Genomic DNA, 14,705 nt, shown 5'->3' with positions numbered 1-14,705 from the left:
ACTATGAGCGCCGTTAACCTTACATTCTCTTCTGTTTTTGCCGCGCTGACAGGGTGCGAATAACAGCTTAGCTTACTGGAACATAACGACGCATGACGACACAGGTCCCACCTTCCAATTTGCTGCCGCTTAACCCGGAGCAAATGGCGCGCCTGCAGGCGGCCACGACAGACTTCACCCCGACCCAGCTTGCCTGGGTTTCCGGCTACTTCTGGGGCGTGCTGAACCAGCAGCCCGGCGCGGCGATAGCGGCGCCCGCTCAGGCAGTGGAAGTCCCGAGCATTACCCTTATTTCGGCGTCGCAAACCGGCAACGCCCGTCGGGTGGCGGAAGCGCTACGTGACGATCTATTAGCGGCACAGCTGAACGTCAAGCTGGTGAACGCAGGCGACTATAAATTCAAACAAATTGCCTCCGAAAAGCTACTGGTTATCGTGACGTCGACGCAAGGTGAAGGTGAATCGCCGGAAGAGGCCGTTGCGTTGCATAAGTTTCTGTTTTCCAAAAAAGCGCCGAAGCTTGAGGGGACCGCCTTTGCGGTATTTGGCTTAGGCGATACTTCTTACGAATTCTTCTGCCAGTCCGGTAAAGACTTCGACAGCCGACTGGCGGAACTGGGCGGCGAACGTCTGCTGGACCGCGTGGACGCTGACGTGGAATACCAGCCTGCGGCGGCGGAATGGCGCGCGCGCGTCGTGGAGGTACTGAAGGCGCGTGCGCCGGCGGCGACGCCGGCTCAGGTGGCGACCAGCGGCGCGGTGAATGACATTCACTCCAGTCCTTATACTAAAGAAGCGCCGCTAACGGCGACGCTGTCGGTCAACCAGAAAATTACCGGCCGCGATTCAGAAAAAGACGTGCGTCACATTGAAATCGATCTTGCTGACTCCGGCCTGCGTTACCAGCCGGGCGATGCGCTGGGCGTGTGGTACCAAAACGACCCGGCGCTGGTCAAAGAGCTGGTTGAACTGCTATGGCTGAAGGGCGATGAACCGGTCGCCGTCGAGGGCAAAACGCTGCCGCTGGCGGAGGCGCTGGAGTGGCATTTCGAGTTAACGGTCAATACCGCTAATATCGTTGAGAATTACGCCACCTTAACCCGCAGCGAAACGCTGTTGCCGCTGGTCGGCGACAAAGCGCAGCTCCAGCACTATGCGGCGACCACGCCGATCGTCGATATGGTGCGTTTCTCTCCGGCGCAGCTGGATGCCGAAGCGTTAATCGGCCTGCTGCGTCCGCTGACGCCGCGTCTTTACTCCATTGCCTCATCGCAGGCGGAAGTGGAGAGCGAAGTCCACGTCACCGTTGGCGTGGTGCGTTACGACATCGAAGGCCGCGCGCGGGCGGGCGGTGCGTCGAGTTTCCTCGCCGATCGCCTGGAAGAAGACAGCGAAGTCCGCGTCTTTATCGAACACAACGACAACTTCCGTCTGCCTGCTAACCCGCAAACGCCGGTCATTATGATTGGTCCGGGCACCGGAATTGCGCCGTTCCGCGCGTTCATGCAGCAGCGTGCGGCGGAAGGTGCGCAGGGGAAGAACTGGCTGTTCTTTGGTAACCCGCACTTTACGGAAGATTTCCTCTACCAGGTGGAATGGCAAAGCTACGTCAAAGAAGGCGTGCTGAGCCGTATCGACCTGGCCTGGTCCCGCGATCAACAACAAAAAGTCTATGTTCAGGACAAGCTGCGCGAGCAGGGGGCCGAACTGTGGCGCTGGATTAATGACGGTGCCCATATTTATGTCTGCGGCGATGCCAATCGTATGGCGAAAGACGTTGAGCAGACGTTACTGGACGTGATTGCCGAATTCGGCGCGATGGACGCCGAAGCGGCGGACGAATTTTTAAGTGAGCTGCGCGTTGAGCGCCGTTATCAGCGAGATGTCTACTAATGAGCGAAAAACACCCCGGCCCTCTGGTGGTCGAAGGCAAACTGGTTGATGCCGAACGCCTGAAGCTTGAGAGCAATTTCCTGCGCGGTACTATTAAAGAAGATTTGCAGGACGGCCTGACTGGCGGTTTCAACGGCGATAATTTTCTGCTGATCCGCTTCCACGGCATGTATCAGCAGGATGACCGTGATATTCGCGCCGAGCGCGCGGCGCAGAAGCTCGAACCGCGCCACGCGATGATGCTGCGCTGCCGCCTGCCGGGCGGGGTTATCACCACTAAACAGTGGCAGGCGATTGATAAATTTGCCGGTGAGAACACCATTTACGGCAGCATTCGTCTGACTAACCGACAGACCTTCCAGTTTCACGGTATTCTGAAAAAGAACGTGAAACCGGCCCATGAAATGCTGCACGACGTGGGGCTGGACGCGCTGGCGACCGCCAACGACGTCAACCGTAACGTGCTGTGTACGTCTAACCCGAACGAGTCTCAGCTACATACTGAAGCCTACGAGTGGGCGAAAAAGATCTCCGAACATCTGCTGCCGCGCACCCGCGCGTATGCTGAGATCTGGCTCGATCAGAAGAAGGTCGCCACCACCGATGAAGAACCGATCCTCGGCCCGACCTACCTGCCGCGTAAGTTCAAAACGACCGTGGTGATCCCGCCGCAGAACGACATTGATCTGCACGCCAACGACATGAACTTCGTGGCGATTGCCGAAAACGGCAAGCTGGTGGGCTTTAACCTGCTGGTGGGCGGCGGTCTGTCGATTGAACACGGCAACAAGAAAACCTACGCCCGTACCGCCAGCGAATTCGGCTATCTGCCGCTGGAACATACGCTGGCCGTCGCGGAAGCGGTCGTCACCACCCAGCGCGACTGGGGCAACCGTACCGACCGTAAAAATGCGAAAACCAAGTACACCCTTGAGCGCGTTGGCGTCGAGACCTTCAAGGCCGAAGTTGAGCGTCGCGCCGGGATTAAGTTTGAGCCGATCCGTCCGTATGAGTTTACCGGACGTGGCGATCGCATTGGTTGGGTAAAAGGGATCGATAAGAAATGGCACCTGACACTGTTTATTGAAAACGGGCGTATCCTTGATTATCCAGGTCGTCCGCTGAAGACCGGTCTGCTGGAGATCGCGAAGGTCCATAAGGGCGAGTTCCGTATTACGGCCAATCAGAACCTGATCATCGCGGGGGTGCCGGAAGCGGAAAAAGCGCGGATTGAGAAGCTGGCGCGCGATCATGGGTTGATGAATGCGGTCACCCCGCAGCGTGAAAACTCGATGGCCTGCGTTTCATTCCCGACCTGCCCGCTGGCGATGGCCGAAGCGGAGCGCTTCCTGCCGTCGTTTATCGATAAGGTGGAAGGGGTGATGAGCAAACACGGCGTGAGCGATGAGCATATCGTGACCCGCGTGACCGGCTGCCCGAACGGCTGCGGGCGCGCGATGCTGGCGGAAGTTGGCCTGGTGGGGAAAGCGCCGGGGCGCTATAACCTGCATCTTGGCGGTAACCGCAGCGGGACGCGAATTCCGCGCATGTATCGCGAGAATATTACCGAGTCGGAAATTCTCGACTCGATTGACGAACTGGTAGGGCGCTGGGCGAAAGAGCGCGAAGCGGGTGAAGGCTTCGGCGACTTTACGGTGCGTGCGGGCATCATTCGCCCGGTGCTCGACCCAGCCCGTGATTTCTGGGAATAAGTTTTTATCTGCACCCGACGGTGCTCTCTTCCCGTTGAGGGGAGAGGGCCAGGGTGAAGGGAAAAATCAACGAGGTAACTATGTCCGTACTCGATCTCAACGCGCTTAATGAACTGCCGAAAGTCGAACGCGTGCTTCAGCTGGCGGAAACCAACGCCCGGCTGGAGAAACTCAGCGCCGAGGAGCGTGTGGCATGGGCGCTGGAAAATCTTCCCGGCGACTATGCGCTCTCTTCCAGCTTCGGTATTCAGGCGGCGGTCAGTTTGCATCTGGTGAACCAGATTCGTCCGGATATTCCGGTGATCCTCACCGATACCGGCTACCTGTTCCCGGAAACCTATCAGTTTATTGATGAGCTCACCGATAAGCTGCAGCTGAACCTGAAAGTTTATCGGGCGCAGACCAGCCCGGCGTGGCAGGAAGCGCGCTATGGCAAACTGTGGGAGCAGGGCGTTGAGGGCATTGAGAAATACAATGAAATCAACAAAGTCGAGCCGATGAACCGGGCGCTGCAAGAGCTGAATACCGCAACCTGGTTTGCCGGCCTGCGCCGCGAACAGTCCGGCAGTCGCGCCACGTTACCGGTGCTGGCGATTCAGCGCGGGGTCTTTAAGGTGCTGCCGATCATCGACTGGGATAACCGGACCGTCTATCAGTACCTGCAAAAGCACGGCCTGAAATACCATCCGCTGTGGGATCAAGGATATCTCTCGGTAGGCGATACCCATACCACCCGTAAATGGGAACCGGGGATGGCCGAAGAAGAGACGCGTTTCTTTGGTCTGAAACGCGAGTGCGGACTGCACGAGGGATAAATCCTCGTAACCCTTTAGTCCTGAGACAAGCCCTCAGTCTTCACGTTGAGGGCTTTTTTGTGTACCGACGAAGCAACGGCGTGCGGTTAGCTATGCTTCTCCGCCTTCGCCAGCTCTTTAAGCAGCGGCAGCATCACCTTGACGACATCGCGGCTGCGGTGCTCAATGCGGCCCGGCAGGGCTTTATCAATATGCTGCTGGTTATCCAGCTGCACGTCGTGCCAACTGGTGCCCTGCGGGAAGGAGCGAGATTTGTTACGCTGCTGAGCGCCATCTTTCTTGCCCAGCGCCCAGTTTGTGGCTTCCACCGAGAGCACCGGGATCCCGGCGCTGTCAAAAACGCTGGCGTCATTGCAGCAGCCGGTGCCCTGCGGATAATCATGATTGCGGCCGGGGTTGGTATAAGCGGCAATCCCCAGACCGCGCGCGATGGCCAGCGCCCGGTCCCGGGTGAGTTTACGAATCGGCGCCGGGGTGCTGCGGCCGCTGTTAAAATAGAGTTTATCGCCCACCACCAGATTATCGAGATTAATCACCAGCAGCGTGTTTTTCTTCTCCTCGTCGCTCATCCGCTTGAGCAGGTTTTGCGCACCGAGATTGCCTTCTTCTTCACCGCTCGAGGCGACAAAACGGATGCCGTAGCGGGTGGGTACACTCTTCAGACGTTCGGCGAGCTCCAGCAGGACGCCAACGCCCACGGCGTTATCGTCGATGCCCTGCAGGGTTAAGCCGCCGAGGTTGTGTTCGACATCGTCATCGCTCATCGGCGCATAGGTATCGAGGTGCGCCATCACAATGATCTGCTGGCGAGCCGTCCCCTCATGGGCCGCAATTACCGTGCTGCCGGTGACGTTTTGCCAGTTTTGCCGCTTATTTTTATTGCTGTAGATATAGCGCGCATGGAAGCTACGCACATCGCTCTGATAGCCCATTTGCGCAAATTGCTGACGCACATAGTCCGCCGACAGCATCTCTGCGGGCGTTCCGGTCATTCTTCCGGGGAAGACGGTGGCGATATGACGAGCCTGAGTATTTGCGGTATCGCCCATGGCGCTGAAAACCGGGGCGGAGAAGACAAAACCTGCGCCAAGCGCCAATGGAAGAAGGCGGCGGCACAACGCGGAAAACATAGAGGGGTCCTTTCTCGAAGGTAACAATTTAACGCTTCTAGTATGAAACTGTGACCGTGGTTAAACAATTTCATTTGCTCTTAAATAGCGGAAAAATCGCGTGTTAAGCACTTTTTGATATTTGCTTTTCCAGGTCGTTATTCTTTTGGGTAACTACTCATTCCATTTAGTAATTTCATTTGCTCTAAACGGCACCCTATAGTCGCTGTATGACTGATTGTAAGCGAGTTGTTGCTACGTGGATTATTTGCCCTTATTTGCCGGGTTGAAGAACAGGCCCGTGCTGGTTATCGGCGGCGGGGAAATTGCCGCGCGCAAAATTATGTTTCTGCGTCGCGCCGGGGCAAGCGTTCAGGTGGTGGCTGAGGCGTTATCTCAGGAGATCGCCGGGCTGGTTGCACGTCAGGAGATCCAGTGGCGCGCCCGCGAATTCGAGGAACGCCAGATTGACGACGTGTTTCTGGTGATTGCCGCGACCGAAGATGACGCGCTCAATCAGCGGGTGTCCGCGGCGGCGAACGCCCGTTACCGACTGGTTAACGTGGTCGACAATCAGCCGCTTTGCTCAGCGGTTTTTCCCTCGATAGTCGACCGCTCTCCGCTGCTGATCGCCATCTTTTCTGGTGGAACCGCACCGGTATTATCAAAGCTTATCCGCGAAAAAATTGAAGCGCTGCTGCCAACCCATCTGGGGCGAGTTGCCGAGGCGGCAAGCGAGTGGCGCCAGCGGATTAAAACGCACCTGAGCACCACGGCGGCGCGGCGTCGCTTCTGGGAGCGGGTCTTTAACGGCCGCTTTGCCAGCCTGATGCTCGCCGGAAACCGGGCTGCCGCCGATAGGGCGCTGGAGGAGGAGCTATACCAGCCGGAAAAACGGCCTGGCGAAATCATTCTCGTTGGCGCGGGGCCGGGAGATGCCGGGCTGCTTACGCTGCGCGGCCTGCAGGCGGTTCAGCAGGCGGACGTGGTGTTTTACGACTATCTGGTGACGCCGGAAGTCCGTGAGCTGGTGCGCCGCGATGCTGAGATGATCTGCGTCGGTAAACGGGCGGGCGAACATTCGGTGCCCCAGCACCAGACCAACCAGATGCTGGTCGATGCGGCGCGGCAGGGGAAAACGGTGGTGCGTCTGAAAGGCGGCGATCCCTTTATTTTTGGTCGCGGCGGCGAGGAGCTACAGGCGGCAGCGGCGGCGGGGATCCCGTTTCAGGTGGTCCCTGGGGTGACGGCAGCCGCCGGCGCAACGGCCTATGCCGGCATTCCGCTGACCCATCGCGATTATGCCCAAAGCGTGACCTTTGTTACCGGTCATTACAAGGCCGACAGCGACTCGCTCGACTGGTCGCTGTTGGCGCAAAGTCGTCAGACGCTGGCTATCTATATGGGCACCATGAAAGCGGCGGAAATCAGCGCGCAGCTCATCGCTCATGGCCGGGATCGCGATACCCCGGTGGCGGTGATCTCGCGCGGTACCCGTGCCGATCAGCAGACGACGACTGGCACATTACAACAACTCGAACGCCTGGCGAAAGATGCCCCGATGCCCGCTCTGCTGGTGGTGGGCGAAGTGGTGCAATTACATCAACAGCTCGCCTGGTTTCAACACACAACCCGAGCAGACGCGTTTAACGCCTCTGTGGTGAATCTGGCTTAAGGAACGGTTATGGACCAAAAACGACTCACTCACCTGCGGCAACTGGAGGCGGAAAGCATCCATATAATCCGCGAGGTGGCCGCCGAATTCTCGAACCCGGTGATGATGTACTCCATCGGTAAAGATTCCAGCGTGATGCTGCATCTGGCGCGTAAAGCGTTTTATCCGGGTACCCTGCCTTTTCCGCTGCTGCATGTTGATACCGGCTGGAAATTCCGCGAGATGTATGAATTCCGCGACCGGACGGCGAAAGCCTATGGCTGCGAACTGCTGGTGCATAAAAACCCGGAAGGGGTGGCGATGGGGATTAACCCGTTTGTTCACGGCAGCGCCAAGCATACCGACATCATGAAAACCGAAGGTCTGAAGCAAGCGCTGGACAAATACGGCTTTGACGCCGCGTTCGGCGGCGCCCGTCGCGACGAAGAAAAATCCCGCGCTAAAGAGCGGATTTACTCGTTCCGCGACCGCTTTCACCGCTGGGATCCGAAAAACCAGCGTCCGGAGCTGTGGCATAACTATAACGGCCAGATTAACAAAGGCGAAAGCATCCGCGTGTTCCCGCTCTCCAACTGGACCGAGCTGGATATCTGGCAGTACATCTATCTGGAAAATATTGAAATCGTGCCGCTGTATCTGGCGGCAGAGCGCCCGGTGCTTGAGCGTGACGGGATGCTGATGATGATCGATGACGATCGTATCGATTTACAGCCCGGCGAGATGATCAAAAAGCAGATGGTGCGTTTCCGTACTCTGGGCTGCTGGCCGCTGACCGGCGCCGTGGAGTCCAACGCGCAAACGCTGCCGGAGATTATTGAAGAGATGCTGGTCTCCACAACCAGTGAACGTCAGGGTCGAATGATTGACCGCGACCAGGCCGGCTCCATGGAGCTGAAGAAACGTCAGGGGTATTTCTAAGGAGCCGCCATGAACACGACAATTGCCCAACAAATTGCTAATGAAGGCGGCGTAGAAGCTTATCTGCACGCGCAACAGCACAAAAGCCTGCTGCGCTTCCTGACCTGCGGCAGCGTCGATGACGGGAAAAGCACCCTGATTGGCCGCCTGCTGCACGATACCCGGCAGATTTACGAAGATCAGCTCTCATCGCTGCACAATGACAGCAAGCGTCACGGTACGCAGGGTGAAAAACTGGATCTGGCGCTGCTGGTGGATGGCCTGCAGGCTGAGCGCGAGCAGGGCATTACCATCGATGTCGCCTATCGCTATTTCTCTACCGAGAAACGCAAATTTATTATCGCCGACACCCCGGGGCACGAGCAGTACACCCGCAATATGGCGACCGGCGCTTCCACCTGCGATCTGGCGATTCTGCTGATGGATGCGCGTAAAGGCGTGCTCGATCAGACCCGCCGTCACAGCTTTATTTCGACGCTTCTGGGGATTAAAAACCTGGTGGTGGCGGTGAACAAAATGGACCTGGTGGGCTTTAGCGAAGAGACGTTCAACCGCATTCGCGAAGAGTATCTGTCCTTTGCAGAGCAACTGCCGGGCGACGTCGATATTCGCTTTGTTCCGCTTTCTGCCCTCGAGGGGGACAACGTCGCGACCCAGAGCGCCAGCATGCCGTGGTACAGCGGCCCGACGCTGCTGGAAGTGCTGGAAACCGTTGAAATTCATCGGGTGGTGGAAAACCAGCCGCTGCGCTTCCCGGTCCAGTTCGTTAATCGTCCCAACCTCGACTTCCGCGGTTTCTCCGGGACCGTGGCCTCCGGCAGCGTCAAGGTCGGACAGCGTCTGAAGGTGCTGCCGTCGGGCGTTGAATCCAGCGTGGCGCGGATCGTGACCTTTGACGGCGACCTGCAGGAAGCCGGCGCCGGTGAAGCGATTACCATCGTACTGAAAGACGAGATTGATATCAGCCGCGGCGATCTGCTGGTGGATGCTCAGGTCACGCTGCCTGCGGTACAGAGCGCCAGCGTGGACGTGGTCTGGATGGCGGAGCAGCCGTTGGCCCCGGGCCAGAGCTACGATATTAAAATCGCCGGCAAGAAAACCCGCGCCCGGGTGGACGGCATTCGCTATCAGGTTGATATCAACAAGTTGACCCAGCGTGACGTCGAGTCTCTGCCGCTGAACGGGATTGGCCTTGTCGATTTAACCTTCGACGAACCGCTGGTGCTGGACAAATATCAGCACAACCCGGTAACCGGCGGGCTGATCTTTATCGATCGCCTGACGAACGTCACCGTCGGCGCCGGGATGGTACGCGAGCCGCAGGAGCGCGCTCAGACGTCAGCATCGCCGTTCAGCGCGTTTGAGCTGGAGCTGAATCAGCTGATCCGTAAACACTTCCCACACTGGGAAGCGCGTGACCTGCTGGGAGGCAAGTAATGGCCCTGCATGACGAAAACGTCGTCTGGCATGCCCATCCGGTTACGCAGCAGCAGCGCGAACAGCACCACGGCCATCGCGGCGTGGTGCTGTGGTTTACCGGGCTCTCCGGCTCCGGTAAATCCACCGTTGCCGGCGCGCTGGAAGAGGCGCTGCATCAGATAGGGGTCAGCACCTACCTGCTGGATGGCGATAACGTGCGTCACGGGCTGTGCAGCGATCTCGGCTTCAGCGATGAGGACCGCAAAGAAAATATTCGCCGCGTCGGAGAGGTCGCGAAACTGATGGTGGATGCCGGGCTGGTGGTATTGACGGCGTTTATCTCTCCGCACCGTGCCGAACGGCAGATGGTGCGCGAACGGCTGGGTGAAGGGCGCTTTATCGAAGTGTTCGTCGATACCCCGCTGGCCATTTGCGAGGCGCGAGACCCAAAGGGGCTATACAAGAAGGCGCGTGCGGGTGAATTGCGTAATTTTACCGGGATTGATTCGGTGTATGAATCGCCGGAAAAGGCGGAAATTCATCTGGATGGTGAACAATTGGTAACAAATTTGGTGCACCAACTATTAGACCTCCTCAGACAGAGCGATATTATCAGATCCTGAAACGGCGGCGGCATTGAGATGCCGGTCGCCCGGTCAACAGGATTCGATATGCGCAATACCCAGAACATCAGTATTATTCGCTCAGAACCACCGCCGGTGGCCAATGACGAGACCACCTGGTCTTTGTCAGGCGCCGCCGTGGGGTTTATTTCATGGCTACTGGCGCTGGGTATTCCCTTCCTGATCTATGGCAGTAATACGCTGTTTTTCCTCCTCTATACCTGGCCGTTCTTCCTTGCTTTGATGCCGGTGGCCGTGGTGGTCGGTATTGCGCTGCATTCGTTGTTGAACGGTAAACTCCTCTATAGCGCCTGCGCGACGATTTTGACGGTCGGACTGATGTTTGGTCTGCTGTTCCTCTGGCTGCTGGGTTAGTCCTTTTGCTGTGTAAATCAAGCCTGGGTATCGGCGACAGAAATGTGTTACAGTCCCCGCGTTACGCGGCGTCGTCCGCGCGTCGGAGTAAAATACTCGGGCGAGTTATGGGATGATGATGCCGTTTTTCAGGGGGCAGAATGGGTAAATTAACGCTGCTACTATTGGCTTTGCTGGTCTGGCTGCAGTACTCGCTGTGGTTCGGTAAAAATGGTCTGCACGACTATAGCCGGGTGAATGACGACGTTACCGCGCAGCAAGCCACTAACAGCAAATTAAAGGCGCGCAACGATCAGCTGTTCGCGGAAATCGATGACCTCAACGGCGGTCAGGAAGCGATCGAAGAGCGCGCGCGCAATGAACTAAGCATGACCCGCCCGGGCGAAACATTTTATCGTCTGGTCCCGGATGCGTCTAAACGCAACCAGGGGGCGGCGCAGAACAATCGATAGACAAGCCCAGGATTACGACATGGCAGCCACTTTTCCGGGTGTTTGCGCCGTGGTACCGGCAGCCGGTTTTGGCCGCCGCATGCAAACGGAATGCCCGAAACAATATCTCTCAATCGGTAACAAAACGATTCTCGAACACGCGGTTGCCGCGCTGTTGGCGAACGCGTGCGTGCAGCGCGTGGTGATAGCCGTCAGTCCAGGCGATATCCGCTTCAGCCAGCTGCCGCTGGCAAATCATCCGCAAATCACCGTCGTTGACGGCGGCGCTGAACGCGCCGACTCCGTGCTGGCCGGACTGCAGGCGTTACCTGACGCGGAATGGGTGCTGGTGCACGATGCCGCCCGCCCGTGTCTGCATCAGGACGATCTCTGCCGTCTGCTGGCCTTGCGGGATACCAGCCGGGTCGGCGGTATCCTCGCCGCGCCGGTACGCGACACCATGAAACGCGCGGAACCCGGCAAGGTAGCCATTGCGCACACGGTCGACCGTAACGATCTGTGGCATGCGCTGACGCCGCAATTTTTCCCTCGTGAGCTCCTCCTCGACTGCCTGACGCGCGCGCTGAATGACAGCGCGACCATCACCGATGAAGCCTCGGCGCTGGAGTACTGTGGCTTCCATCCCGAACTGGTCGCCGGACGAGCTGATAATATTAAAGTCACCCGCCCGGAAGACCTGGCGCTGGCAGAATTTTACCTTACCCGTTCCCGACACCAGGAGAAGGCTTAATGCGAATTGGACACGGTTTTGACGTACACGCTTTTGGCGGTGAAGGCCCAATCATCATTGGCGGGGTACGCGTTCCCTATGAAAAAGGGCTGCTGGCCCACTCCGACGGCGACGTGGCGCTGCATGCGCTGACCGATGCCCTGCTGGGCGCCGCGGCGCTGGGGGATATCGGCAAGCTGTTCCCGGATACCGACCCGGCCTTCAAGGGCGCCGACAGCCGTGAGCTGCTGCGTGAAGCCTGGCGGCGGATCCAGGCCAAAGGCTATACCCTCGGTAACGTTGATGTCACCATCATCGCTCAGGCGCCAAAAATGCTGCCGCATATTCCGCAAATGCGCGTCTTTATCGCCGAAGATTTGGGCTGCCATATGGACGACGTTAACGTGAAAGCGACGACCACCGAAAAGCTGGGCTTCACCGGCCGCGGCGAAGGTATCGCCTGCGAAGCGGTGGCGCTGCTGCATAAGGTTCAGCCATGATCGCTTTCAATGACCTCACCTGGCTGCACGGTAAACCGCAGGGGCAGGGGATACTGAAAGCCAATCCGGAAGACTTTGTGGTCGTTGAGGATCTCGGTTTTGCACCTGACGGTGAAGGCGAACACCTGCTGGTACGGGTGCTGAAAAAGGACTGCAATACCCGCTTTGTTGCTGACGCCCTGGCGAAATTTCTTAAAATCCACGCGCGCGAAGTCAGCTTTGCCGGGCAGAAAGACAAACATGCGGTGACCGAACAGTGGCTGTGCGCGCGGGTTCCGGGCAAAGAGATGCCCGATCTGAGCCAGTTTCAGCTGGAAGGCTGCCAGGTACTGGAGTACGCGCGGCATAAACGCAAGCTGCGCCCTGGCGCGCTGAAGGGCAACCAGTTTACCCTGATCCTGCGGGAAATCAGCGATCGCGACGATGTCGAGCGGCGTCTGCAGGCTATTGCCGCGCAGGGTGTGCCGAACTATTTCGGCGCCCAGCGGTTTGGTATCGGCGGCAACAATCTGCTCGGCGCGTTGCGCTGGGCCGAGAGCGGCGCGCCGGTTCGCGATCGCAATAAACGCAGTTTTTGGCTGTCGGCGGCCCGCAGCGGCTTGTTTAATCAACAGGTCAGTATTAGATTAAAAAAACCGGAATTTAATCAGGTTGTTGATGGCGATGCGCTACAATTAGCGGGGCGCGGGAGCTGGTTTGTCGCCACGCTGGAGGAGCGCGCGCAGCTGCAGGCACGGGTTGATAACCGTGAACTGATGATTACTGCGGCGTTACCGGGAAGCGGCGAGTGGGGCAGCCAACGCGATGCGCTGGCCGCAGAGCAGGCGGCAGTGGCAGAAGAGACGCAGCTCCAGGCTTTGCTGGTGCGTGAAAAAGTAGAGGCGGCGCGCCGGGCGATGCTGCTCTATCCGCAGCAGATGAGCTGGAACTGGTGGGATGACGTAACCGTTGAACTGCGTTTCTGGCTGCCGGCGGGCAGCTTCGCCACCAGCGTGGTAAGGGAACTTATCAATACAACGGGTGACTATGCGAATATTGCTGAGTAACGATGACGGGATTCATGCGCCGGGCATTCAGACCCTGGCGAAGGCCTTACGGGAGTTTGCTGAGGTCCAGGTAGTTGCACCCGATCGTAACCGCAGTGGCGCATCGAATTCCCTGACCCTGGAGTCTTCGCTTCGTACCTTTACCTTCGACAATGGCGATATCGCCGTCCAGATGGGCACGCCCACGGACTGTGTCTACCTCGGCGTTAACGCCCTGATGCGTCCCCGCCCGGATATCGTGGTTTCCGGTATTAACGCCGGCCCGAATCTTGGCGATGACGTTATCTATTCCGGCACCGTCGCGGCGGCGATGGAAGGCCGTCACCTTGGCTTCCCGGCGCTGGCCGTTTCGCTGAACGGCCACCAGCACTACGACACCGCGGCGGCCATTACCTGTTCTGTTCTTCGCGCGCTAAGCCGCGAACCGCTGCGTACCGGGCGTATCCTCAATATCAATGTGCCGGATCTGCCGCTTGCGCAGATTAAAGGTATCCGCGTCACCCGCTGCGGCAGCCGCCATCCCGCCGACCAGGTCATTCCGCAAAAAGATCCGCGCGGCAATACGCTGTACTGGATTGGTCCGCCGGGAGAAAAACACGATGCCGGGCCGGATACCGACTTTGCGGCAGTGGATGAAGGCTACGTTTCGATCACCCCGCTGCACGTTGATTTAACCGCCCACCAGGCCCATGAAGTGGTGACCGACTGGCTGGATCGCGTCGGAGTGGATACCCAATGGTAAGCAAACGTGTTGAAAGTCTGCTGAATCAACTGCGCACTCAGGGCATCGTCGACGAACGCGTGCTGGAGGCGATTTCTCTGGTGCCGCGGGAAAAATTCGTTGATGAGGCCTTCGAACATAAGGCGTGGGAAAACACGGCATTGCCGATTGGCCAGGGGCAAACCATCTCGCAACCCTACATGGTGGCGCGGATGACGGAGCTTCTGACGCTGACGCCGGAGTCGCGGGTGCTGGAAATCGGCACCGGCTCGGGCTACCAGACGGCGATCCTGGCACACCTGGTGCATCACGTCTGTTCGGTCGAGCGCATCAAGAGTTTACAGTGGCATGCGCGTCGTCGCCTCAAACAACTTGATTTACATAATGTTTCAACCCGTCATGGCGATGGATGGCAGGGTTGGCAGGCACGCGCTCCTTTTGATGCGATTATCGTGACCGCCGCGCCGCCGGAAATACCGCCCGCGCTGCTGGCGCAGCTGGATGAGGGGGGCGTGCTGGTTTTACCGGTCGGTGAGGAGCATCAGTTCCTGAAACGGATCCGTCGTCGCGGAAATGAGTTTGTGATTGATACCGTTGAAGCCGTGCGCTTCGTTCCGCTGGTTCAGGGGGAGCTGGCGTGAGACCCGGATTAATCCGGGTTTTTTTGCCTGACTTTAGGCGTAGGGTGGACACATTTTCAGTGTCCTGGCCGGGTGTGACCCGGTAAGCAAGATATTGG

General features: G+C 58.2%; 15 protein-coding genes. 14 read left to right on the top strand and 1 reads right to left on the bottom strand.

Annotated elements, in window-relative coordinates:
- Nucleotides 1-92 precede the first annotated feature (92 nt).
- From cysJ to cysH, 3 genes are all read left to right on the top strand, one after another.
- A complete protein-coding gene (gene cysJ, locus EDF73_RS18155; protein WP_132730456.1) occupies nucleotides 93-1,892 on the top strand; it encodes an NADPH-dependent assimilatory sulfite reductase flavoprotein subunit in 1,800 nt (599 codons plus the stop codon).
- Nucleotides 1,892-3,604, top strand: coding sequence for an assimilatory sulfite reductase (NADPH) hemoprotein subunit (cysI, locus tag EDF73_RS18150; protein WP_132730455.1), 1,713 nt, complete (start codon nucleotides 1,892-1,894; stop codon nucleotides 3,602-3,604). The genes cysJ and cysI overlap by 1 nt, the downstream gene beginning before the upstream one ends.
- Nucleotides 3,605-3,684: 80 nt before the next feature.
- On the top strand, nucleotides 3,685-4,419 hold the full coding sequence (gene cysH, locus EDF73_RS18145; protein ID WP_132730454.1) for a phosphoadenosine phosphosulfate reductase: 735 nt from the start codon (nucleotides 3,685-3,687) through the stop codon (nucleotides 4,417-4,419).
- Nucleotides 4,420-4,505: 86 nt separating this feature from the next.
- Here the strand turns inward: cysH and EDF73_RS18140 are convergent, their stop codons facing one another.
- Nucleotides 4,506-5,549: an aminopeptidase gene (locus tag EDF73_RS18140; RefSeq protein ID WP_132730453.1), complete on the bottom strand. Its 1,044-nt coding sequence runs from the start codon at nucleotides 5,547-5,549 to the stop codon at nucleotides 4,506-4,508.
- 247 nt (nucleotides 5,550-5,796) lie between these two features.
- Between EDF73_RS18140 and cysG the strand changes: the two genes are divergently transcribed.
- From cysG to EDF73_RS18085, 11 genes are all read left to right on the top strand, one after another.
- Nucleotides 5,797-7,203: a siroheme synthase CysG gene (gene cysG, locus EDF73_RS18135; RefSeq protein WP_165905744.1), complete on the top strand. Its 1,407-nt coding sequence runs from the start codon at nucleotides 5,797-5,799 to the stop codon at nucleotides 7,201-7,203.
- Nucleotides 7,204-7,212: 9 nt separating this feature from the next.
- Nucleotides 7,213-8,121 carry a sulfate adenylyltransferase subunit CysD gene (gene cysD / locus EDF73_RS18130; protein ID WP_004866959.1) on the top strand — a complete coding sequence of 303 codons (909 nt, stop codon included), beginning with the start codon at nucleotides 7,213-7,215 and terminating at the stop codon, nucleotides 8,119-8,121.
- Nucleotides 8,122-8,130: 9 nt separating this feature from the next.
- On the top strand, nucleotides 8,131-9,558 hold the full coding sequence (gene cysN, locus EDF73_RS18125; protein ID WP_132730451.1) for a sulfate adenylyltransferase subunit CysN: 1,428 nt from the start codon (nucleotides 8,131-8,133) through the stop codon (nucleotides 9,556-9,558).
- The gene (gene cysC, locus EDF73_RS18120) at nucleotides 9,558-10,163 is read left to right on the top strand and encodes an adenylyl-sulfate kinase (RefSeq protein WP_132730450.1); all 606 of its coding nucleotides are present in this window, start codon (nucleotides 9,558-9,560) and stop codon (nucleotides 10,161-10,163) included. Before cysN ends, cysC begins: the two co-directional genes overlap by 1 nt.
- 48 nt (nucleotides 10,164-10,211) lie before the next feature.
- On the top strand, nucleotides 10,212-10,538 hold the full coding sequence (locus tag EDF73_RS18115) for a DUF3561 family protein (protein ID WP_132730449.1): 327 nt from the start codon (nucleotides 10,212-10,214) through the stop codon (nucleotides 10,536-10,538).
- Between the two features lie 140 nt (nucleotides 10,539-10,678).
- Nucleotides 10,679-10,990 (top strand): cell division protein FtsB, encoded by a 312-nt coding sequence (ftsB, locus tag EDF73_RS18110; protein ID WP_132730448.1) that lies wholly within the window; start codon nucleotides 10,679-10,681, stop codon nucleotides 10,988-10,990.
- Nucleotides 10,991-11,009: 19 nt separating this feature from the next.
- Nucleotides 11,010-11,720, top strand: a complete 711-nt coding sequence (gene ispD / locus EDF73_RS18105; RefSeq protein ID WP_132730447.1) for a 2-C-methyl-D-erythritol 4-phosphate cytidylyltransferase — start codon at nucleotides 11,010-11,012, stop codon at nucleotides 11,718-11,720.
- The gene (gene ispF / locus EDF73_RS18100; protein WP_032690965.1) at nucleotides 11,720-12,199 is read left to right on the top strand and encodes a 2-C-methyl-D-erythritol 2,4-cyclodiphosphate synthase; all 480 of its coding nucleotides are present in this window, start codon (nucleotides 11,720-11,722) and stop codon (nucleotides 12,197-12,199) included. The genes ispD and ispF overlap by 1 nt, the downstream gene beginning before the upstream one ends.
- Nucleotides 12,196-13,245: a tRNA pseudouridine(13) synthase TruD gene (truD, locus tag EDF73_RS18095; protein ID WP_132730446.1), complete on the top strand. Its 1,050-nt coding sequence runs from the start codon at nucleotides 12,196-12,198 to the stop codon at nucleotides 13,243-13,245. The genes ispF and truD overlap by 4 nt, the downstream gene beginning before the upstream one ends.
- Nucleotides 13,226-13,987: a 5'/3'-nucleotidase SurE gene (gene surE / locus EDF73_RS18090; RefSeq protein WP_132730445.1), complete on the top strand. Its 762-nt coding sequence runs from the start codon at nucleotides 13,226-13,228 to the stop codon at nucleotides 13,985-13,987. Before truD ends, surE begins: the two co-directional genes overlap by 20 nt.
- Nucleotides 13,981-14,607, top strand: coding sequence for a protein-L-isoaspartate(D-aspartate) O-methyltransferase (locus tag EDF73_RS18085; protein WP_132730444.1), 627 nt, complete (start codon nucleotides 13,981-13,983; stop codon nucleotides 14,605-14,607). Before surE ends, EDF73_RS18085 begins: the two co-directional genes overlap by 7 nt.
- The last annotated feature ends 98 nt before the right edge of the window (nucleotides 14,608-14,705 follow it).

Origin of the sequence: Klebsiella sp. BIGb0138, from assembly GCF_004342285.1 — a bacterium.
Taxonomy (GTDB): domain Bacteria; phylum Pseudomonadota; class Gammaproteobacteria; order Enterobacterales; family Enterobacteriaceae; genus Klebsiella.
This window is presented reverse-complemented; position numbering and strand designations above follow the sequence as displayed.